Source organism: Nocardioides hwasunensis, assembly GCF_014779665.1.
Taxonomy (GTDB): domain Bacteria; phylum Actinomycetota; class Actinomycetes; order Propionibacteriales; family Nocardioidaceae; genus Nocardioides; species Nocardioides hwasunensis.
The window spans coordinates 1-20,682 of the sequence record NZ_JACXYY010000012.1; the positions used below are offsets into that span (position 1 = coordinate 1).

The window sequence follows — 20,682 nt, forward strand, 5'->3', positions numbered from 1 at the left end:
GGACTTCGATACGCCGTAGGCGGCTATCACCTCGGCGGCGGGGCGGCCTTCGATCTCGATGGCTGTGATGACCAGGCGGGCTTTCGACACCTCGGCAGCATCGGGGCAGGTGTATGCACACCCGCCCAGTTCAGTCCGGGATGTCTTGAGAGATCAGTCCGGTATGTCCTGAAGGAACACACCCCTACCTCCGCCGCACGAGGCCCCGCGCACCGTTCACCGGTGTGGCGGGGCCTCGCTCATCTCCGCGAGCGACCCAGGCGTCGCTGGACCAGCCCGACGAGGAGCGCCGAGCCCAGTCCCACGAGGATCTCCTGCGGCATCCGGGCGGACGACTCGCGCGTCTGGATGCGGGCGTGGAAGTCGTCGACCGCCCGCGGGAAGGGCGAGGCGCCGAAGAAGACGCGGGACGGCTTGTCCAGGTCGGGCACGGACGCGCCGGCCATCCCGGCGAGCACGCGCACCCGGTGGCTGGACGGCGTACGCCGCCACACGACCGTGATCGCCGCCAGGCCGGTCAGCCCGTCGGTGACCGCGATCGGCATGACCTCCTCGAGCGGCCGGTCGCCCCAGTGCGGCACGGCGTCGAGCGCGAAATGCGAGACGACCCCGCCGACGAACGCCGACACCGGCCCCGGCGCGGCGAGCCCGACGAGTGCTCCGGTGAGCACGTGGTTGGTGACGAGCACGCCGATCAGCGCAGCTGGGCCCGGAGCCCGTAGCGCCACTCCTCGGAGATCAGCAGGCTGCCCTCGTCGAGCCGTCGCTCGACCGCGTCGACCAGCATCCGTGAGGCACCCTCGGGGTAGACCCGGTCCCACGACAGCTCCGCGCGGTGCTCGAAGACGCCGTGGATCACGCTCGTCATCAACGCCTGGTCGATCGGGGGCGCGAGGAAGTTGCTGCCGGCGAGGAAGGTCTCGGAGCGGTCGGACCCGAAGCGCAGCGTGACGCACGGGACCCGGAGGACGTTGGCCTCCTCCACGATGCTGCCGGAGTCGGTCACGATGACCGCGCACATCGACATGGCGGCGACCACGTCGAGGTAGCTGTCCCAGACCGGCGTCGAGATCAGCGCGTCGCCGTACCGCGCCTCGAGGTCCTCGAGCCACTGGCGGCGCCCGAAGTTGTCGATCGCGGCCTCGGTGCCGAGGAGGCGGATGAACAGGACGTGGTGGCCCTGCTCGAGCAGCGACTCCATCGCGTCCATGAGGAGGCTGAAGCGGTCGCGGTTGGTGGTGTTCTCGCGGCGGTGGACGCAGAAGCGCAGGAAGGAGCCGTCGCCCATCTGCGGGAACCTCTCGAGCACCTGGTTCTTGTCGCTGCCCTCGATCGCCTGGGCGAGCGCGTCGACGACGGAGTTGCCGACCACGTCGATGGCCGCGGGTGCGAACCCCTCGTCGACGAGGAACTCGCGGTTGAGCTCGACGGGCGCGGCGTGCAGGTCGGTGCCGGCGTCGGCGACGCGGGTGTTGAACTGCTCGGGCGAGGGCTCGCGGCTGCCCTTGGACCAGCTGGCGCGGTCGATCGACTGCGTGCGGAACGACGCCCAGTCGAGGTCGGCGCCCTGGTCGAGCCAGCCCTGGAGGACCTCCGGCCTCGGGGACAGCGTGCGCAGCCCGGCCTCGACGTGGACCAGCGCCTGGCGCTCGCCGAACGTCGCCAGCGCTCCGGCCATCGCGGTCGTGGTGTCGCCGTGGACGTAGGTGATGGGGAAGCCGCCGCGCTCGGCGAAGCCGCGCAGGTAGAGGGCGAGCTTGGCCGTGATCCCGGAGACGAGGTCGTTGACGCCACCGCGCACCTCGAGGTTGACGTCCTCGCGCACGCCGAACTCGTCGAGCATCGACTGCGACAGGTTGTGGTCGTAGTGCTGGCCGGTGTGGCACAGCACCACGTCGTGCCCGCGGTTGCGCAGCTCGTGGTAGATCGGCGCCTGCTTGATGATGTCGGGCTTGGTGCCGACGACGACGATGTGCTGGGCGTTCTCGTGGGTCATGGGTTCCTTACTCAGAGGAGGTCTTCGCGGGTGCTGGCCGCGAGGAGCGAGCGGAGCCGCTCGAGGGTCGGGGTGTCCAGCGCCTTCTGCCGGTCGAGCACGTAGACGGCGTCCTCGTGGGTGACGACGATGAGGCCGCGCGCGCCGAGCGTGACGACCGGACGGCCGTCCATGCTGGCGATCAGCGTGTCCTCCGCATCGAGCTGGATGGCCGGTCCGATCGAGGTCACCCGCTGGTCCTGCAGCACCCGCTCCAGTCGTACCCAGGTGCCCACGTCGGTCCAGCCGAGCTCGCGGGGCACCACCAGGCACTCCATGCCGGCCCACATGAGCGGGTAGATCTCGTGGCCGCCGATCGCGGCGCCGCGGTAACCCTGCTCCGCCACGCCACCAGCCCGGGCGAACCGCTCGATGGAGTCGAAGATCAACGGCAGCGCGCTGCGATAGGCGTCGCACGCCTGCCCCACGCGTACGCCGTAGCAGGCGGTGTTCCAGTAGAGGTTGCCCGTGCCGGCCAGCTCGTCGACGAGCTCCTGGTCGGGCTTCTCGTGGAAGGAGTCGATGACCTCGACGGCACCGTCGCCGCCCTTGGTGTGGATGTAGCCCAGGCTCGGGTCGTAGCGCGTGGGCTCGGCCCCCAGGACGACCATGGACTCGGGCGTCCTCCCCAGCTGGGTGAGCATGTCGCGGGAGGCCGAGTTGAAGGCCTCCTCCTCGTTGATCAGGTGGTCCGACGGCGCGATGAGGGCGGGCGCGTTGCCGTAGAGGTGCGACAGGGTCGCGATGCTGAGCGCGAAGGCCGTGGCCGGACCGGCCGGGTCCTCCTCGAGGATGAGGTTCTCCGCGGGCACGGGGCCGAGGTTGGCGCGGGCGGCGTCGGCGAAGCGGGCACGCGTGGAGACGTGGATCCGGCTCGGGTCGACGATCTCGCTGAGCCGCTCGATCGTGCCGGTGAGCAGGGGTCGGTCGCGCACCACCGGCTGGAACTGCTTGGGGGCGCGGTCGCGGCTGATCGGCCACAGGCGCGAGCCCTGTCCGCCGGCCAGGATGACGGCTACCGGCTCGTCCGAGGTGTCGGTCATGGCTCGATTCCACCACGCGCCGGTGCCGGTCGTGGGGTCAACGGCGCAACAGCGGCCGCAGCATGAACGCGAGCGCCAGCAGCGACCCCGCGACCAGGCCCGACCAGAGCAGGATCGCCCGGGGCGTGCTGAAGAGGTCGAGCGGCCGGGGTGCCGGCGGCGCCTGGGCGTCGGCGCGGGCCTCCGCGACGGTCGTGTCCACCCTGCCCTGCCGCCCCGGCTTGATCTGTCGGGTCAGGGCGTCGTGGGCCTGCACCACGCCGGCGCCCGTGTAGGGGTTGTCGACCTCGGCCTCGGGGTCCGTCGACGCTCCCGAGCCCTCGGTCGTGGCCTGGAGCCGCGCGACCAGCTGCTTCGGCGTCTCCCGCGGGAAGCGCTCGCGCAGCAGCGCGACGACGCCGCTCACCTCGGCCGCCGACCACGAGGTGGCGACCTGGTCGATGACGCAGACCTGCCCGTTGGCGTTGGTGGAGACCGCTCCCGACGTCGGTGCGGACACGTCGGTGTCCTTGTTGGGCACGACGTAGAGGCCTGGGTCCTCGTTGCCCGGCGGGGTGGCGCTGACCGCGAGCACGCCGGGGTAGTCGGCCGGGAAGACGTCGGCGTCGTTGTCGGGTGTGCCGGCGAAGTCGTCGTCGCTCGTCTCCGAGACGTTGCCGGACGCGGCGACCACGACCAGCGGCAGCGCCACGAGCCGCTTCACCGCCGCCGCGAGCGCGGGGTCGGGGGTCCGGACGGCGAGGGAGATGTTGACGACGTCGAACCGCTCCTGGGGGTAGGCCGCGATGACGGCGTCGATGCCGGCGACCATGCCGGCCGAGGTCAGTGCCTTCTGGCCCTGCGAGGTGTCGGCGTTCTCGGAGTCGTAGACCTTGAAGTCGTAGACCGTCGCACCCGGCGCCACGCCGCGCGACCCGGCGATCAGACCGGCGACGATCGTGCCGTGGCCCGACAGCAGCCCGTTGCCGACCACGACCTGGCGCCCACCGACGGACAGTCCGTCCACCTCGAAGATGCCGCTGTCGATGACCGCGACCTTCACGCCCGCGCCCGTCGCGATCTTCTGCGCCTGCTCGACGTGCATCCGCTCGAGGGCCGGGTTGCCCTTCTGGTGGGTGTCCGCCAACCGTTCGTTGCCGGGGATCTGGCCGGGGTTGCACGGCGCGTCGTGGTCGGCGTACGCCGGCGCGCCGGCCCACAGCGGCATGACCGAGGCCGCGAGGAGACCCGTCGCGAGCGTCACCCGGAGGCGGGCGCGACGACGGCGGCGCGGACCGACCATCAGCCGGCACTCGCTTCGGCGCCCGGCTCGGGATCGGCGGGCTCCGGCGCGTCCTCGGGCACCCGGCGCGCACTGTTCGTCGAGAGCGGCACCCCGGACTGGAAGAACTCCAGCCAGGAGCTCGGGACCTGCGGCGGCTCGACCTCGCCGTAGCCGATGTAGACGGGCACCTGCGGCCCGATGAGGGAGTACTTCTCGCCCTTGGGGTCGATGACGTACGGCGTGCCGCCCGACGCCGCGTCGTCGCCGCCGGACAGGACGTAGGCGCCGGCGCTCGGCTCGACCTCCACGGCGTGGCTGCCGGCGGTCACGTTGGCCGGATCGGCAGCGCCGGTCGGGTTGGTGGCCAGGCTGACCGCGGGCGCCGCGCTGCGCCCCGGGTGGAGCACGCCGCAGAGCGCACCGCTGCTGACGGGCGCGGGCAGCGCGGCCGGCCACTCCTCGGGGTACTCGTGGTCACCGAAGGTGGCGACGAGGTTCTCCTGGAGCTCGATGGCAGGCGCACCGACGACGTCGTAGACGACGCCGGCGAACGGGTCGAGCTGCTCGGGCTTGTCGTCACCGAGCAGGTAGTAGCGACCCGTGCTGGACAGCAGCAGGTCGCCGATGCGGTAGCGGGACAGGTCGGTGCCGCTGTCGCCGTAGGGCACCGGCTGGCCGGCGTCGGCGATCCCGAACGCCGCGCTCTCCAGCGCGTCGCCCTGCGGGAACAGGTTGAGCCAGTCACGGTCGACCTCGATCGGCGAGGCCCCGAAGCCGAGCCGGTCGCCGATGGTCGAGGCGCTCGTCTCGTCGGCCGGCATCTGGTAGCGGTAGGCGCGCCCCTGGATGCTGCCCACGGGCGGAGCGGTGGCGATCAGCCAGGTGGTGTCGTCGCTGGAGACCAGGAACGCCGAACCGGTGAGGTCCTCGACCGTGGGTGAGCGCTGCACCGCGACCTTGATGCCCACCCCCGATCCGGTGCAGGCGCTCCAGCCGTCGTCGACGAGCTCGTCGGCGGACGGCAGGCTGGCCGGCGCGCGGTCGATGCCGAGGTCCTCGCCGAGCTGGACGGTGCGGATGTACTTGTCGCGCACGGTGAAGGGCGTGAGGTCGGCCTTGCCGAGCAGCAGCTGCGCCGAGACGTAGTTGGGCACCCGCTGGAGGCGCGGGTCGTCGCCGCCGCGGAGCACGACGTACTGCTCGCCGGTGTCCTTGGAGATGACGAAGCTGCCCTCGTCGAGCCACTGGGCGGGCGGGCGCCCGAGCAGGAAGCCCGCGATGGCCGCGCCCGCGAGCAGCAGCACCGAGAGCGCGACGCCGCCGATCAGCACGCGGCCCGGCCGCACGGGCTCGACCTCACGACCGCCCGGCGCGCCGGAGACGAACGCCGTCACCAGCCGGCGGCGGCTGAACGCGTGCGCCTCGACGAGGTCCTTCTTGGTCGCCATCGATCAACCCGCCACGGCGGAGACGAACCCGGCCGCGAGCACCATGAGCGGCAGCAGGGCGATCAGGGTCATGGTCTCCACGACGTCGCCCATCCGGCCGCGACGCACCGACGCGGACGCCGGCACCAGGGTCAGGGCGAGCAGGAGGGCGCCGACGCCCGCCAGCCCCAGGGCCGCGCCCGCGCGCCACCCGTCGTGGATGAGCAGCATCGAGACCGCCACCGAGACCAGGCCGAGGATGCCGGAGGCCAGGCCGGCCAGCACCTCGGCGCCGGTGCGGTACTGGCGGGTGCGGAACATGACGGCGAGGCAGCAGACCGCGGCGAGCACGGTGCCGTAGACGCCGCGGGCGACCGCGAACGGCGCGAAGATCACCAGGAGCGTGCCGACGGTGGCGGAGACCGCGAGCAGGATCTCGTGCCCGACGCGGGCGTCGCCGGCCACCTCGTCGGGATCGATCTCGTCGGGGTCGGCGGTGATGTCGTGCAGGGAGTAGAGCTGGTCGACGCTGGTGCCGGTGACCCCGAGGGCGAGCCACGGGAAGATGCTGCCGGCGAGCACGACGAGGGTCATCAGCACGGTGAAGACCGGACCGGGCTCGAGGTCGAAGACCCTGATCAGCACCGAGCTGCCGACCACGACGGCCCCGACCACGATGGGCGGGATGACCAGCGGGCGGCCGTCGCGGAGGCCGACCACGGCGATGAGGCCGACGGCGAGCACGCCGAGTCCGGCGAAGAGCAGCGGGTCGGTGAAGAACGCGGCGTCGAGCGGCCATCCCCAGGCCGGCAGGTCACCGGGTGCGAGCAGCAGGCCGGCCACGCCGGCGTAGCCGGCCGCGAGCAGCGACACCGCGACACCGGCCTCGGGCTCGCCCTGGGCCCGGGCCAGCACGATGCCGCCGACGACGAGGAGGCCGGCGATGACTGCGGCGGCGACGCCACCGAGCAGGCTCTCGCCCTGCAGGAGCAGCGCGAGGGCGCCCAGCCCGAGCAGGATGCTGCCCGCGCCCAGCGCCGTACGCCGCCCGGCGGCAGGCTCCCACGGCTTCAGCTCGTTCTCGACGACGTCGGCCATCGCCTCGACCACGTCGTCGTAGACGCGGGGCGCCTTGTCGTCGACGCCGGCGGTGACGGTGAGCAGGCCGCCGTCCTCGATCCCCTGCATCGTCAGGCCGGCGTTGTTGACGAGGATCCGGCCCTCCTGGGTCACCAGGCGGTAGCCGCCGTAGACGGTCGAGGCGTCGAGCAGGCCGACGGAGCGGGCGAGCTCGGGGACGAGCTCGGCGACCGGGATCGAGCCCGGCAGCACCAGATCGACCCGCCGCGAGCCGGAGGCGATGGTCACCCGGACCAGGCCCGAGGCGACCGAGGACCCCTGACTCATGCGTGTTCCCCCTGAAGGCCATGAACGGTGTGGAAGACGGGGTGCAGCCTAGGCGACCGCAGCCCCGGAAACGCTCGAGGCCGGTCATCCCCGACGGGGACGACCGGCCTCGGAGGAGTTGCCGAGCTCAGAAGCGGTTGGCGCCGCGCGCGTCGGCAGCCTTGTACTCGGCGTTGGACGAGTCGACACCCTGGCTGGCCTGCTGGAGCAGGAGGGTCATCTCGTTCATGGCCTGGTCCCACTTGGCCTTGGCCTGGTCGTAGGCCATCTTGGCGTTACCGTTCCAGTCCGAGCGCAGCGGGTTGAGCTCGTTCTCGAGCTGGTCGAGGCGAGCCTCGATGTCCTTGGCGGCCTTCATCACGTCGGCGGCACCGGCGTCGAGGTGGCCGTGCTGGACCTTGATTCCGTCGAAAGTCATGTCGATCTCCTAGATCTCAGTGTCGGCGTGTCGGCGTCAGCCGAGACGGCCCTGGAGGTTGGCGTGGGTGGCGGACTGGTTCTCGTCGGTCGAGACGTTGTCGCGCTCGGTCTCCTTCATCGACGCCGAGAGCTGGTCGAGGGCCTTGAGGATGGTCTCCTGCTTCTGGTCCCAGGCGATCATCAGGTTGTTGAACGACGTCGCACCCTGGCCGCCCCATCCGGCCATCATCGTCTGGATGTTGCCGGAGAGGACGCCGCACTTGTTCTTGACGTCGCCGCGGGCCTGGTCCACGTAGTCGGCGGCCTTGGAGAGAGCCTTCTCTGTCTGGCCATACATCTCGCTCATGAAAGATCCTTCTCCCTCGGCGGTCGAACCGACCGAGATCTCGGTGTGGATGGGTGATCCAGCTGGTGGATCCGCTCGGGGAGACGTCCCGGCCCCCCGCGCTGACGTGCATCTACCCGACCGGATCGGGGCTAAACATCCGTCCACAGCGCCCGCGACCGGAAGGTTCCGAGCGGACTACGACGTCATCTCCCACAGGCGGCGGAACACCCCGGCCGCCACGATCGCCGAGGCGAAAGCGAAGCTGCCGCAGAAGGACTCGGCCACCTCCGCGCGGCGCGACCACCAGACCGAGCGCCAGCCGCGACCCGTGGCCACCGCGGCGGCCAGCGCGATCACGCCGAGGGCCACCACGACGTAGGAGAACGAGCCGAGGTGCGGGCCGCCGGGGCCGGTGACCAGGTGCACCGCCAGGGCGGCGAGCCCGCTCAGGCCGGCCAGGCGGAGCAGGACCCGCGCCGCCGCGTGCCGGTAGGAGCGGGCGGCGAGCAGCAGCGAGCACCCGGCGAAGAAGACCAGGCACCGGGCGCCGATCACGTCGAGGTCGAGGGTCGCGGTGCGCAGCAGGAGCGGGCTCGCGACGGCCATCGCCACCAGGATCGCGACCGCGGCGCCGGTGACGATCCGCGAGGCCCGGCGCACCAGGCGCTCCATCGCGTCCGAGGCGACCACGATGCGCCCGCGGCGGCCGGTGCGCTGGGTGTCGCGCGCCGACCACGCCGTGACCGCGAGCCGGTCGAGGTCGAGCAGCGCCTCGTCGGGCACGTCGATGGCCAGCGAGGGCGCGAACCGCGCCGCCATCATCGAGAGGAAGACCAGCAGCGTCCAGGCCACCCGGTCGTCCCACCCGAGGAGCGCGGGCAGCGCACAGCAGGCGAAGACGGTGAGTCCGCTGGCGATCCAGACCGTGCTCACCTCGTCGCCTCCCTCGGCGAGCGCCCGACCGATCCCCGCGACCACGGCGGCGGAGATGCCGCAGGCACCCAGGATGGCGGGGAGCAGGTGCACCCCCGGCTCGTAGAGGGCGGCGAAGGCGGCGGCCGCGGCGAACGCCGGCGCGGCGGAGGCTCGCTGTCGGGTGTGCCGGCCGACGGGGAGCACGCCGACGAGGGCGCAGCCGAGGAGGATGCCGGTGGCGACGGTGCGGACGGTGTCGTCGCCCGTGCGGCCGGCATACCACGCCGCGAGGACGGCGGCAGCAGCGGCGATGGTGGCGATCATCGACGCCAGTGCCGGGCTCTCGGGTGCGTTCTTGGCCGCGTCGAGCAGCGTCACCTTGCGCGGGAGGTGGACACCAGCGGTCGCGACCAGGACGTCCCCGGGCTGCACGCCCGCCTCCTGGAGCGGGACGGACGCGTTGAGACGCTGGCCGAGGGCGGTCTGCAGGAGCGGGATGCCGGGCACCTCGGCCTGCTTGGCGTACTCACGGGCGACGTCGACCGAGGTCGCTCCCGACGGCACGACCAGGTCGAGCACACCGGCCGGACCGTGGATGCTGACGGCGATGGTCGCGGCGGCAGGGCTGGGCATCGCGACGTCCGACACGGATCCCCCCTTCGCGTCCACGGCGCTCCCTCGGCGCACAGGACTGGAGGGTAGTCGCTTGTGCGGGGCGTGCGGGAGCACACCTATCATCGACGCGACTTCGAATCGTTGAGGCACTGGGGGATGCGTGAGCACGACACTGCGAGGTGGCCAGAGGCTCGACGAGCCGGAGATGCCGGGCGGCCAGATCGTGCTGCAGCCCCCGCCCGAGCTGCAGGACGGCGAGGGCGCCAGCGGCGTGCTGATGAACGCCATCCCGATGCTCGGCAGCCTCGGCTCGATCGTCCTCGTGGCGACGATGGGCGGGGCCAACAAGACGCGCAGCTTCCTCGCCGCGGGCATGTTCCTCTTCGCCACGCTCGGCTTCATCATCGTGCAGATCGACCGGCAGCGTAAGCAGCGCGCGCAGCAGGTGACCGGCTCGCGCACCGAGTACCTGCGCTACCTCAGCAACATCCGCAAGGTCGCCCGCGAGGCCGCCGACCAGCAGCGCCGCGCGCTCAACTGGCACCACCCGGAGCCGGCCGCCCTCCCCTCGCTCGCCGAGGACCGCACCCGCCTGTGGGAGCACACGGGCTCCGACGAGAACTTCCTGCACGTGCGCTACGGCCTGTGCTCGCAGCCCCTGTCGCTCGAGCTGGTGCCGCCGGAGAGCGCACCCGTCGACCAGGTCGACCCCGCCGCCGCGTCCGCGCTGCACCGCCTGCTCGTGGTGCACCGGCTCCAGCCCAACCTGCCCGCCTCCATCGACCTGCGCGCCTTCGACCGGATCGAGCTGTGCGGCGACGCCGAGGAGGTGCGCTCGACGGCGCGGGCGATGATCTGCTCCGCCACGGCGTTCCACAACCCCGACCAGCTGATCGTCGCCGTGCTCAGCTCCGAGGCCAACCTGACCCACTGGGACTGGGTCAAGTGGCTGCCCCACGCGCAGAGCACCCGCGAGGCCGACGCCGTCGGCCCGATGCGGTTGGTGTCGACCTCGCTCGACGACCTCGGCAACCTGCTCCCACCGGACCTGTCGGACCGCCCGCGCTTCGGCGCCGACGAGCGTGCCGCGACCCCGCACATCCTGCTCGTCATCGACGGCGGCCACCTGCCGCCCGGCAACCACATCGTCCCGCCCGACGGGCTCCACGGCGTGACCCTGCTCGACCTGCCGACCCGCTGGGACGAGCTGGAGGACTCCACGCGACTGCGGCTCGAGTTCGCCGACGGACCCGACGAGCTCGAGAAGCGCCCGGTGCACGCGCTGCGGCTGCGCGGCGAGCCGGTGAAGGCGCTCGCCGACCAGTGCGACGTGGCGACCGCCGAGGCGTTCGCCCGGCGCATCGCGCCGCTGAAGACCGCGAGCGCCGAGTCGGCCTCGTCGGGTGGTGCGGTCGACATCACCTCGACCACCCCCGACCACATGGACCTGCTCGGCCTCGGCGACATCTTCACCTACGACCCGGGCACGGCCTGGCGCCCGCGTCCCGCGCGCGACCGCCTCCGGGTGCCGATCGGCATCGGCGACTCCGGGGGCCTGATCCACCTCGACATCAAGGAGTCCGCCCAGCAGGGCATGGGCCCCCACGGCCTGGTCATCGGCGCGACCGGCTCCGGCAAGTCGGAGTTCCTGCGCACGCTGGTGCTCGGCCTGGTCATGACGCACTCGTCGGAGCAGCTCAACCTCGTGCTCGTCGACTTCAAGGGTGGTGCGACCTTCGCCGGCATGGCCGACATGCCGCACGTCTCCGCCGTCATCACCAACCTCGCCAACGAGCTCACCCTCGTCGACCGCATGCAGGACGCGCTGTCGGGCGAGATGACGCGCCGCCAGGAGCTGCTGCGCGACGCGGGCAACTACGCCTCGGTCCGTGACTACGAGAAGGCCCGCGCCAACGGCGAGCCCCTCGAGCCGATGCCGTCGCTCTTCATCGTCGTCGACGAGTTCTCCGAGATGCTCTCGGCCAAGCCGGAGTTCATCGACCTGTTCGTCGCCATCGGTCGACTCGGACGCTCCCTCGGCCTGCACCTCCTGCTCGCCTCGCAGCGCCTCGAGGAGGGCCGGCTCCGCGGCCTCGAGTCGCACCTGTCCTACCGCGTCGGCCTCCGCACCTTCTCCGCCGGCGAGTCCCGCGCGGTCCTCGGAGTCCCCGACGCCTACGAGCTCCCCGCCGTCCCCGGCCTCGGCTACCTCAAGCCAGACCAGTCCACGCTCCTGCGGTTCAAGGCGGCGTACGTCTCCGGGCCGCCCTCGAGCCGCGCGCGCGTCACCCGCGACGAGGGTGGCGGCATCCGCGGCATCCTGCCCTTCACCATCTCGGAGGTCCAGGCGCTCGAGCCGACCCCGGAGGACGGTCACGAGGAGGTCGCGCCGCAGCCGCAGCAGCAGGGCGAGCAGGCCTCCCTGCTCGACGTCGCGGTGACCCGGATGATCGGCAAGGGCCCGGAGGCCCACCAGGTCTGGCTGCCGCCCCTCGACGTGCCCGACACCCTCGACGAGCTCATGCCCGACCTCACCGAGCACCCCGACCTCGGCCTGGTCTCCCAGCAGTGGCGCAGCGTCCCCGGCCTGGTGATCCCGCTCGGCACGGTGGACCGCCCGCGCGAGCAGCGCCGCGACACGATGACGCTCAACCTCACCGGCGCCGCCGGCCACGTGGCCGTCGTGGGCGGCCCTCGGTCGGGCAAGAGCACGCTCCTGCGCAGCATCGTGACGAGCATGGCGCTGGTGACGACGCCGACGGAGTCGCAGTTCTTCGTCCTCGACTTCGGGGGCGGCACGTTCGCGCCCCTGGCCCGGCTGCCGCACGTCTCGGGCGTCGCGACGCGGTCCGAGCCCGACGTCGTACGCCGGGTGATGGCGGAGGTCGAGGGAGTCGTCGACCGCCGCGAGGCCTACTTCCGCGAGAACGCGATCGACTCCATCGAGACCTACCGCTCGCGCCGCGCCCAGGGCCGCGCCGACGACGGGTGGGGTGACGTCTTCCTCGTCATCGACGGGTGGAGCACGCTGCGCGCGGAGTTCGACGACCTCGAGATGGAGATCCAGCAGCTCGCCGCCCGCGGCCTGACGTTCGGCCTCCACATCGTCACCGCGTCCACCCGCTGGGCCGACTACCGCGCCGCGATGCGCGACGTCTTCGGCTCCAAGCTCGAGCTGCGCCTCGGGGACCCGCTCGACTCCGAGGTGGACCGCAAGGTGGCCGCCCTGGTGCCGGTCGGACGTCCCGGCCGCGGCCTGGTGCCGTCCAAGCTGCACTTCCTCGGCGCGCTGCCGCGCATCGACGGCGACGGCAGCGCCGACACGCTCGGCGACGGCGTCGACGACCTGATCGACAAGATGGCTGCCGCGTGGAAGGGCCCGCAGGGCCCCAAGCTCCGGCTGCTGCCCGAGATGGTCACGCTCGAGGCCATCCGCGAGGACGCCGTACGCCGCCAGATGCCGGCCAAGCACGTCCTGCTCGGCATCAACGAGAAGGAGCTCGCTCCGATCGGCCTCGACGTCGACGCCGAGCCGCACATGCTGATCTTCGGCGACGGGCAGTCGGGCAAGAGCGCCCTGCTGCGGGCCTACGTCCACGAGATCATGCGCACGCGCACGCCCAAGGAGGCGCAGATCGTGCTCGTCGACTACCGCCGCTCGATGCTCGGCGAGGTCCCCGACGAGTACCTGCTGAACTACCTGACGTCCGCCACCCAGGCGACGCCGACGCTCAAGGACATCGCGACCTACCTCGAGGGGCGGATCCCCGGCCCCGACGTGACGCCCGACCAGCTGCGCAGCAGGTCGTGGTGGACAGGTGCGGAGGTGTTCGTGGTGGTCGACGACTACGACCTCGTCGCGACCCAGCAGTCCTCACCCGTCTCGTCGCTGCAGCCGCTCATGGCGCAGGCCCGCGACGTCGGGCTGCACGTCGTCGTGGCGCGCCGCACCGGTGGCGCGTCGCGGGCGCTCTACGAGCCCGTCATCCAGTCGCTGCGCGACCTCGCGATGCCCGGCGTGATGCTGTCGGGTCCGCGCGACGAGGGGATCCTCATCGGCAACCTGCGCCCGCAGCCCGCACCCGAGGGCCGGGCCCGCGTCGTCACCCGCGACGGCGGCACCCAGACCGCGCAGCTGGCCTGGCTCGACGCCACGATGTGACCCGACCGGGGCGGTGCTCCCGGGTGTGTCACACGCCGCCGCGCCGGGACCGGTCCTTTGCGCCCGAGACTCCCGCTTCGCCGCCCAGATCTGGTGTGACAAGCGGGGTGGTCACCGGATATCCGGGGACTCCAGCCCCCTCAGCGGCGCCCGCTCTTGAACATCCCCCGCGCGATCTCACGGGCGGCGGTGCGCATGAAGTCCTTGAAGACCGGCGACTTGGTGACGGCCTCCATCATCGAGTCCTGCGGCTTGGCGGCCTTCTTGGCCTTCGTCGTGACCCGGTCGTTCTTCTGCTCGCGGGCCATCTCCTTCACGCGGGCGTCCTCGGCGGCCTTGCGCGCGCCCTCCTCGAGCTTGGCGGCCAGCAGCTCGCGCGCCGACTCGCGGTCGATCGACTCGACGTACTTCGCGTGCAGCGGGGACGCCTCGACCGCGGCCTGCATGCCGTCGACCGGCGCCGCGTCCATCAGCGACTCGGGTGCGCGCAGTCGGGTCCAGGCCACCGGCGTCGGTGCGCCGCGCTCGTTCATCACGGTCACGATCGCCTCGCCGATGCCGAGGCTGGTGATGACCTGGCCCAGGTCGTCGTACGCGCTGGTGGGGTAGGTGTTGACCGTCGCCTTCAGCGCCTTCGCGTCGTTGGGCGTGTGGGCGCGCAGCTGGTGCTGCACGCGCGAGCCGAGCTGTCCGAGCACCTCGTCGGGCACGTCGGTGGGCGACTGCGTCACGAAGAAGACGCCGACCCCCTTGGAGCGGATCAGCCTGACGGTCTGCGCGATCTGGTCCAGGAACGCCTTCGAGGCGTCGCGGAAGAGCAGGTGGGCCTCGTCGAAGAAGAAGACCAGCTTGGGCTTGTCGAGGTCGCCCTCCTCCGGCAGGTCGTGGAAGAGGTCGGCGAGCAGCCACATCAGGAACGTCGAGAACAGGGCGGGCCGGTCCTGGAGGTTCGGCAGCTCGAGCAGGCTGATCATGCCGCGACCGTCGTCGGTGGTGCGCAGGAAGTCCTTGGTCTCGAACTCCGGCTCGCCGAAGAAGACGTCGGCGCCCTGCGCCTCGAACGACACCAGCTCGCGCAGGATCACGCCTGCGGTCTGCGGGGAGAGCCCGCCGATCGACTTGAGCTCGGCCTTCCCGGCCGCGTCTCCGGTGAGGTACTGCAGGACCGCGCGCAGGTCGGAGAGGTCGAGCAGCGGCAACCCTTGCTTGTCGCAGTAGTAGAAGACCAGCCCCAGCGACGACTCCTGGGTCTCGTTGAGCCCGAGCACCTTGGCCAGCAGCGTCGGACCGAAGGCGGTCATCGTCACCCGCACGGGTACGCCGATCCCTTGGCCGCCGATCGCGTAGAACTCGGTCGGGAAGCCGGTCGCCGTCCAGGTCTGGCCGACGCTCGCGGTGCGGGCGGTGAGCTTGTCGCTGGCCTCGCCCGCGACGCTCAGGCCGGACAGGTCGCCCTTGATGTCGGCCGCGAACACCGGTACGCCGTTGGCGCTGAGCTGCTCGGCCAGCAGCTGGAGCGTCTTGGTCTTGCCGGTGCCCGTGGCACCCGCGACCAGGCCGTGGCGGTTGACCATGCTGAGCGGGATCCGGATCCGGACGTCGCTCAGCTCGTCGGCGTCGAGCATCAGTCCGCCGAGCTCGAGCGCCGCACCCTCGAACTGGTAGCCGGGAGCGACGGCTGCCGAGATCGGGTCGCTCGGGGCGACGACCGGGGCGTCAGCCGGGGCTGCGGGTGTCGGCTCGGGTGTCGCCTCAGGGGTCTCGGTCATGGGTCGAGCGTAGTCAGCGAAGCGGGTCACGACGAGGGCGTCGTTATGATCACCGGCGTGATCTTCAAGCGGGTGGGCGTCGGCCGGCCCTACCCCGAGCACGGGCTGACCTCCCGGACGTGGGCCGACCTGCCCCCGCGGCAGGTCCGGCTCGACGAGCTCGTGACCACCAAGGACACCCTCCAGCTCGACGCCCTGCTCGACGAGGACTCCACCTTCTACGGCGACCTCTTCGCCCATGTCGTGCAGTGGCACGGCGACCTCTACCTCGAGGACGGGCTGCACCGGGCACTCCGGGCGGCACTGCAGCAGCGCATGGTGCTGCACGCCCGCATCCACCAGGCGGGCGACGAGTGAACGGCGCAGCCAGGTCGGCCGCCACGCTCGGCGGTCTCGCCGCGCTGGTCGTCGTCGCCACGGTCTGGGGCTGGGCCGCCTTCACCGAGCCGCTCCCGAAGGACGAGCCGGTCCCGATCTGCGTCAACACCGCGATCCCCTCCGGCACGGAGGTGCGCCGCGACCAGGTCGTCGTCAGCGTCTACAACGGCAGCCGGCGCAGCGGCCTGGCCAGCACCGCGAGCGACGAGCTGGCGGAGCGCGGCTTCGTCGCCGGCGCCGTCGGCAACGCCCCGCAGCCCTCCCCCGGCACCCGGATCTGGTCCGACGACCCGACGAACCCGGCGGTCGACCTCGTCCGCCAGCAGTTCAAGGGAGCCAAGGTCGTGCCCGGCGACGCCCTCGGCCCCGGGGTCGTGGTCATCCTCGGTGAGAAGTACCAGTCCCTGAAGAAGAAGCAGGTGGAGTCGGTGGTCGCCCAGGCCGACGCCACCTACTGCCAGGCGACCGCCTCGGACCCGCTGGAGTAGCCCGACCCGCAGCGGCGCTCAGCCCTGCTCGCGCTTGGCGCGCTCACCGAGCCAGAGCGCCAGCCGGCCGTTCTCGGAGACCTGGCGCAGCCGGTCCTCGGTGGCCTCGCGGTGCTTGCGGGGAGTGACCACCAGCAGGTCGTCGCCGGCGCGCAGGACCGTGCGTCGCTCGGGCACGAGCACGTCCTCGGACCGGATCACCAGCGAGACCGAGGCGCCCGGCGGCAGCCGCAGCTCGCCGACCTCGACGCCGTGCATCTTCGACCGCGGCGCGATGGTCACCTGCAGGAGGTCGGCGGCGACCTTGTCGAGCGGGGCGGCCTCCACGTCGAGGCCCCGCGGCTCGTTGCGACGCGCCACGCCGAGCACCTCCGCCACCCACGGCAGGGTCGGCCCGGTGAGCAGGGTGTAGATGACGACCATCACGAAGACGATGTCGAAGATGTCGTAGGAGCCCGCGACACCCTCGGACAGCGGGATCGTGGCCAGCACGATCGGCACTGCGCCACGAAGCCCGGCCCACGAGATGAACGCGAGGTCGCGCGCGGCCATCGGCTGGACGACGCTGCTGACGAAGACCGAGAGCGGGCGCGCGACCACGGTGAGCACGAGCCCGGTGACGACCGCCTGGGCCACCGTGACGAGGTCGATCCGGGCCGGCGAGAGCAGCAGGCCGAGCATGACGAACAGGCCGATCTGGGCGAGCCAGGCGATTCCCTCGGAGAAGGACCGGGTGGCCACCCGGTGCGGCAGCTCGCTGTTGCCGAGGATCAGCGCGGCGACGTAGATCGCGGCGAAGCCCGACGCGTGCACTGCGGCCGCGACGCCGTACGCCGTGAACGCCAGGCACAGCACCGCCAACGGATAGAGGCCCGAGGACGGCAGGGCGGCACGGCGCATGATCCAGGCGCCGGCGACACCGATGGACACCCCGAGCGCGGCGCCGGCGAGGAGCTCGAAGGCGATGATGCCGGCGGTCTCGAGGACGCCGGAGCCGGCGGCGGCGCCGGTGGAGATGATGCCGACGAGCACGACCGTGGGGGCGTCGTTGAGGCCCGACTCGGCCTCGAGCGCGCCCGTGAGCCGCTTGGGCAGCGGCAGCGCCCGCAGGACGGAGAAGACCGCGGCGGCGTCGGTGGGCGAGCAGATCGCGCCGAGCAGGATCGCCAGCTCCCACGGCAGGCCGAGGAGGTAGTGGGTGCCGACGGCGACGACCGCGACCGAGACGGCGACGCCGAGGGTCGCCAGTGACAGACCCAGCCGGACGCTCGAGCGCATCTGCCGCCAGTCGGTCGTCAGACCGCCCTCGGCGAGGATGATCGCGAGGGCGCCGAAGCCGAGAGCATGGGCGAGCTGGGCGTCGTCGAACTGGATGCCGAACGGTCCGCCCTCGCCGAGCATCACCCCGATCAGGAGGTAGATCAGCAGCGAGGGGAGGCCGGCGCGGGCCGAGACCCGGACCGCCAAGATGGCCGCCAGCGTCACCACGGCACCCACCAGCACGAACGCGTCGAGCTGGTGGACGTCGAAGGTCACTGGCATCCCATTGCTTGCGCGAGGCGTCTGGTTGAGGCCTGCTGATGTGTGCCACGATCCTATCGGTGCGGGAGGGCACCGTTCGCTCGTCGTCCGAGGCTCCGAGGCGCTGGAATATCGGTGGGCCCGACGACGTTTGGCGCCGACTGCCTGCGGGTAGGCCTCCCCCGACGAGAGGGAGTGATCGATGTACGGCGACACCGCCGCGGGCCGCAAGCGCGTGGCCCAGCTCCGCGAGCAGAGCGGTGACATCCGCGCCCTGGCTGCGCGGCTCGTCTCGCAGGCCGAGGCAGTGCCGTGGCACGGCAAGGCCGCCGACGCGATGCGCGAGCGGATCAAGGAGCGCGCCACGCACCTGCGCACGGCCGCCGCCCAGCACGAGACCGCGGCGGACTCCCTGGCCAAGCACCTCGGGGAGGTCGACACGCTCAAGGAGACGATCGACCTGCGCGCCGGCAAGGCCACCCGCCTCGTCGAGGACGCCCGCACCCGTGCGAGCGAGGCCGGCGACGGCGCACCCGACGACCCGACCGACGCCACGCTGCTGGTGTTCGACCCTCCTCCGGCCGGTCACAAGGACTGGCTGACCGTCGACCTGCCGGGGCTCTGACATGGTGACCATCGACCTGACCACCCCGCCCCCGCCGCCGGCGAGCTTCCTCGACGCCATGGCCCGCCGCCTCGCGCTGACGCTCCCGGAGCTGCGCCACGTCGCCTCTCTCGCGGGCGACGCGCCGCTCCCCTTCGACGTACGCACCTCCGACGGCGCCGCGCCGGACGCGGGCTCCCTGTCCGGCAGGCTCGGCCAGAGCCGCGGCTCGGCGGAGGACTCCGCCTACTCCCAGGCCCTCGGCACGCTCCACGACCCGCAGGACTCGCTGCAGCGCCGTGGGTTGATCACCGACGGGGTCGCCGACCCGGGTGTCGTCGGCGCGGTGGGCCTCCTCGCGACGCCAGACCTCGCGCTCGACATCGACGTCGCCGCGGGCGCCATCCAGGTCAAGGCCTGGCACCGGCAGGCGGGTGACGCGGTGGCGAGCCTGTCGACGTGCGACGGCATCGTCTTCGAGCTGGCCTGGTTCCCCGTCGACCAGTGGACCACCGAGCTGGCCCGGGTGACCGAGGTCCCCGAGGACCTCCCGATCACCACCTCCCAGGTGCCGTCGCCCCTCGACGTCCCCTACGCCCTGGCCGACTCGATCGGGGAGGCGCTGCGCTCGGGTCGCTCCGACCTGGTCCCGGTCCTCGCCGGCCAGGCCGACGGTGCCGTGCACGTCGACGGCGCCGAGCTCGGTGACGCCGAGGCCGCCGGCGCGATCTCGGCGATCCACACCGAGAGCCGCGGCCGGCTCCGCATCCTGGCAGCGGAGGTGGCCGACCGGGCCACGACGTCGGTCGGCGTGGTCTCCTGGGTCCTGCTCAAGGACGGCTGGCACTCGCTCACCCCGCGCCACGACGACGTCGCCCGCGTCACCGTCACCCGTGTCGACCCCGACGACCTCGCCACCGAGCTCGCGCCGGTCCTCGCGCAGGTCACCCTCCGAGAGGACGTGGCCTGAGTCATGAGCGACCTCGACATCCCCCGCACGCACGACACCGAGTCGCCCGAGGACTCCTCAGCCGCGGTCGTCGCCGACAAGTACGACCGGATGCTGGCGCTGGCCGACCTGTTCGACTCCTCCGGCAACGAGATGCGCACCCGGGCCCGCCTCGGCTCCGAGATCCTCGGCGACGACGACGTCGTCGACTCGGGAGAGCTGTCGAAGGCCACCTGGGGCCAGGCCGAGGAGGACATCCGCGCCGCGACGACGGGCAAGCACGGCCTGCTCACCCGCTCGGTCGAGCTCGACGCCGACGCCCTCGTCGTACGCGCCACGGTGCTGACCTACCGCTGGATCGACGAGCTCCAGCAGGCGGCCTACAAGACGCTCGGCTCGATCGCCGGTCGCGCCATCGGCTACCTCGCCCCCGAGGTCGCGCTCGGCGGGGCCATCGTCAGTGCCGGCCTGATCGAGGCCGACGCCCTCGACCGCGACGGCGTCACGGCCTACCTGAGCGAGCTCGCCGACAGCAACCCCGACCTGATGGACCACCTCTCCGGTGGCGGCGGGCTGCTCGACGGGCTCCACATGCGCTCGCTCCTCACGGCCGGCGTGCTCGCCTCCGACCAAGGTGTCCACGCGGCACGCGGGGGTCTGCGAGCGATCGGCATCGACCCGTTCCCGACCGACGCGGTGGCGGCGTTCCGCGACTCCGCCGGAGCGTTCGTGGAGGTCGAGGCGCCGCAGCCCGAGGCCGGCACCGGGGAGGGACTCGCTCCCCGCTCGCTCGAGGAGCTGATGGCCAACCTGGTCGCAGAGGACCACAGGATCAGCGTGCAACGGGTGGGCGCGGGTCGCTACATCGCCTACCTCCCCGGTGCTCTCGGGGGCGAGCCGGGCCGGCTGCGCCTCGTCGGCGCCGACCCGTCGACGTCCGCCAGGCAGGTCGTCCGGGCGATCGAGAAGGCCGTCACCGACGACGACGCGCGCGTGATGCTCGTGGGCTCGGCCGCTGGTGGGGCCATCGCAGCCGAGATCGCCTCGACCGCCACCTCTGACAAGTTCGTCGTCGACCAGGTCGTCACCGCGGGCGCACCGTCGGCCCTCGTGCCCCGGATCCCGCAGTCCACCCGCGTGCTCTCGCTCGAGGACCGCGCCGACCCGGTCGCGCTGCTCGGCTCCCTCATCAACGCGCGGACGGCCAACCGGTTGACGGTGGTCTTCGACGGCAGCAACGCCGATGGCACGCACACCTATGTCGCCGGCGCTCGCGCGGCCGACATCGCTGCGCACCCCGAGCTGCGCGCCGCGATCGCGCGCATGCAGGACCTCGGCTACCTCGCAGGCTGAGGCC

The 20,682-nt window shown here is 72.2% G+C and carries 17 protein-coding genes; 6 read left to right on the forward strand and 11 right to left on the reverse strand.

Translation table 11 applies throughout. The features are described from left to right. Window positions 1-239: 239 nt before the first annotated feature. The 9 genes from IEZ25_RS20960 to IEZ25_RS21000 form a co-directional block, all read right to left on the reverse strand. The gene (locus tag IEZ25_RS20960) at window positions 240-689 is read right to left on the reverse strand and encodes a hypothetical protein (protein WP_191201435.1); all 450 of its coding nucleotides are present in this window, start codon (window positions 687-689) and stop codon (window positions 240-242) included. A 5-nt stretch (window positions 690-694) separates the two neighbouring features. Beyond that, window positions 695-1,996 carry a UDP-N-acetyl glucosamine 2-epimerase gene (locus IEZ25_RS20965; protein WP_191201436.1) on the reverse strand — a complete coding sequence of 434 codons (1,302 nt, stop codon included), beginning with the start codon at window positions 1,994-1,996 and terminating at the stop codon, window positions 695-697. A gap of 11 nt (window positions 1,997-2,007) precedes the next feature. After that, window positions 2,008-3,078, reverse strand: coding sequence for a sugar phosphate nucleotidyltransferase (locus IEZ25_RS20970; protein WP_191201437.1), 1,071 nt, complete (start codon window positions 3,076-3,078; stop codon window positions 2,008-2,010). 37 nt (window positions 3,079-3,115) lie between these two features. After that, a complete protein-coding gene (locus tag IEZ25_RS20975; protein WP_191201438.1) occupies window positions 3,116-4,360 on the reverse strand; it encodes a S8 family serine peptidase in 1,245 nt (414 codons plus the stop codon). Continuing rightward, a complete protein-coding gene (locus IEZ25_RS20980; RefSeq protein WP_191201439.1) occupies window positions 4,360-5,790 on the reverse strand; it encodes a type VII secretion protein EccB in 1,431 nt (476 codons plus the stop codon). The genes IEZ25_RS20975 and IEZ25_RS20980 overlap by 1 nt, the downstream gene beginning before the upstream one ends. A gap of 3 nt (window positions 5,791-5,793) precedes the next feature. Then, window positions 5,794-7,176, reverse strand: coding sequence for a type VII secretion integral membrane protein EccD (gene eccD, locus IEZ25_RS20985; protein WP_191201440.1), 1,383 nt, complete (start codon window positions 7,174-7,176; stop codon window positions 5,794-5,796). 127 nt (window positions 7,177-7,303) lie between these two features. Beyond that, complete coding sequence (locus tag IEZ25_RS20990) at window positions 7,304-7,594, reverse strand: WXG100 family type VII secretion target (RefSeq protein ID WP_191201441.1); 291 nt, start codon at window positions 7,592-7,594, stop codon at window positions 7,304-7,306. A gap of 36 nt (window positions 7,595-7,630) precedes the next feature. Then, complete coding sequence (locus IEZ25_RS20995; RefSeq protein ID WP_191201442.1) at window positions 7,631-7,942, reverse strand: WXG100 family type VII secretion target; 312 nt, start codon at window positions 7,940-7,942, stop codon at window positions 7,631-7,633. Window positions 7,943-8,119: 177 nt separating this feature from the next. Continuing rightward, entirely contained in the window at window positions 8,120-9,487 is a 1,368-nt protein-coding gene (locus tag IEZ25_RS21000; protein ID WP_191201443.1) for a hypothetical protein, read from the reverse strand. Window positions 9,488-9,614: 127 nt separating this feature from the next. On the opposite strand from IEZ25_RS21000, the gene eccCa reads away from it, so the two are divergent. Continuing rightward, complete coding sequence (gene eccCa / locus IEZ25_RS21005; protein ID WP_318152381.1) at window positions 9,615-13,616, forward strand: type VII secretion protein EccCa; 4,002 nt, start codon at window positions 9,615-9,617, stop codon at window positions 13,614-13,616. A 140-nt stretch (window positions 13,617-13,756) separates the two neighbouring features. Here the strand turns inward: eccCa and IEZ25_RS21010 are convergent, their stop codons facing one another. Continuing rightward, the gene (locus IEZ25_RS21010) at window positions 13,757-15,385 is read right to left on the reverse strand and encodes a helicase HerA-like domain-containing protein (protein ID WP_191201444.1); all 1,629 of its coding nucleotides are present in this window, start codon (window positions 15,383-15,385) and stop codon (window positions 13,757-13,759) included. A 57-nt stretch (window positions 15,386-15,442) separates the two neighbouring features. Between IEZ25_RS21010 and IEZ25_RS21015 the strand changes: the two genes are divergently transcribed. Together IEZ25_RS21015 and IEZ25_RS21020 are read left to right on the forward strand one after the other, a co-directional pair. Next, window positions 15,443-15,742 (forward strand): type II toxin-antitoxin system VapB family antitoxin, encoded by a 300-nt coding sequence (locus IEZ25_RS21015; RefSeq protein WP_191201445.1) that lies wholly within the window; start codon window positions 15,443-15,445, stop codon window positions 15,740-15,742. Continuing rightward, window positions 15,739-16,251: a LytR C-terminal domain-containing protein gene (locus tag IEZ25_RS21020; protein WP_191201446.1), complete on the forward strand. Its 513-nt coding sequence runs from the start codon at window positions 15,739-15,741 to the stop codon at window positions 16,249-16,251. The genes IEZ25_RS21015 and IEZ25_RS21020 overlap by 4 nt, the downstream gene beginning before the upstream one ends. An 18-nt stretch (window positions 16,252-16,269) precedes the next feature. Here the strand turns inward: IEZ25_RS21020 and IEZ25_RS21025 are convergent, their stop codons facing one another. Beyond that, a complete protein-coding gene (locus IEZ25_RS21025) occupies window positions 16,270-17,793 on the reverse strand; it encodes a potassium/proton antiporter (protein ID WP_191201447.1) in 1,524 nt (507 codons plus the stop codon). A gap of 181 nt (window positions 17,794-17,974) precedes the next feature. On the opposite strand from IEZ25_RS21025, the gene IEZ25_RS21030 reads away from it, so the two are divergent. The 3 genes from IEZ25_RS21030 to IEZ25_RS21040 are packed head-to-tail and all read left to right on the forward strand — an operon-like array spanning window position 17,975 to window position 20,678. Then, window positions 17,975-18,397, forward strand: a complete 423-nt coding sequence (locus IEZ25_RS21030) for a hypothetical protein (RefSeq protein ID WP_191201448.1) — start codon at window positions 17,975-17,977, stop codon at window positions 18,395-18,397. Between the two features lies 1 nt (window position 18,398). Then, window positions 18,399-19,346, forward strand: coding sequence for a hypothetical protein (locus IEZ25_RS21035; RefSeq protein WP_191201449.1), 948 nt, complete (start codon window positions 18,399-18,401; stop codon window positions 19,344-19,346). A 3-nt stretch (window positions 19,347-19,349) separates the two neighbouring features. After that, window positions 19,350-20,678 carry a hypothetical protein gene (locus tag IEZ25_RS21040; RefSeq protein ID WP_191201450.1) on the forward strand — a complete coding sequence of 443 codons (1,329 nt, stop codon included), beginning with the start codon at window positions 19,350-19,352 and terminating at the stop codon, window positions 20,676-20,678. The last annotated feature ends 4 nt before the right edge of the window (window positions 20,679-20,682 follow it).

What these genes read in the sequence shown, in the direction of transcription:
- IEZ25_RS20995 (WP_191201442.1), bottom strand. Translation starts at nt 7,942, where the DNA reads ATGAGCGAGATGTATGGCCAGACAGAGAAGGCTCTCTCCAAGGCCGCC.
- IEZ25_RS21030 (WP_191201448.1), top strand. Translation starts at nt 17,975, where the DNA reads ATGTACGGCGACACCGCCGCGGGCCGCAAGCGCGTGGCCCAGCTCCGC.
- IEZ25_RS20970 (WP_191201437.1), bottom strand. Translation starts at nt 3,078, where the DNA reads ATGACCGACACCTCGGACGAGCCGGTAGCCGTCATCCTGGCCGGCGGA.
- IEZ25_RS20965 (WP_191201436.1), bottom strand. Translation starts at nt 1,996, where the DNA reads ATGACCCACGAGAACGCCCAGCACATCGTCGTCGTCGGCACCAAGCCC.
- IEZ25_RS20980 (WP_191201439.1), bottom strand. Translation starts at nt 5,790, where the DNA reads ATGGCGACCAAGAAGGACCTCGTCGAGGCGCACGCGTTCAGCCGCCGC.
- IEZ25_RS20975 (WP_191201438.1), bottom strand. Translation starts at nt 4,360, where the DNA reads ATGGTCGGTCCGCGCCGCCGTCGTCGCGCCCGCCTCCGGGTGACGCTC.
- IEZ25_RS20990 (WP_191201441.1), bottom strand. Translation starts at nt 7,594, where the DNA reads ATGACTTTCGACGGAATCAAGGTCCAGCACGGCCACCTCGACGCCGGT.
- IEZ25_RS21010 (WP_191201444.1), bottom strand. Translation starts at nt 15,385, where the DNA reads ATGACCGAGACCCCTGAGGCGACACCCGAGCCGACACCCGCAGCCCCG.
- eccD (WP_191201440.1), bottom strand. Translation starts at nt 7,176, where the DNA reads ATGAGTCAGGGGTCCTCGGTCGCCTCGGGCCTGGTCCGGGTGACCATC.
- IEZ25_RS21035 (WP_191201449.1), top strand. Translation starts at nt 18,399, where the DNA reads ATGGTGACCATCGACCTGACCACCCCGCCCCCGCCGCCGGCGAGCTTC.
- IEZ25_RS21040 (WP_191201450.1), top strand. Translation starts at nt 19,350, where the DNA reads ATGAGCGACCTCGACATCCCCCGCACGCACGACACCGAGTCGCCCGAG.
- IEZ25_RS21025 (WP_191201447.1), bottom strand. Translation starts at nt 17,793, where the DNA reads ATGCCAGTGACCTTCGACGTCCACCAGCTCGACGCGTTCGTGCTGGTG.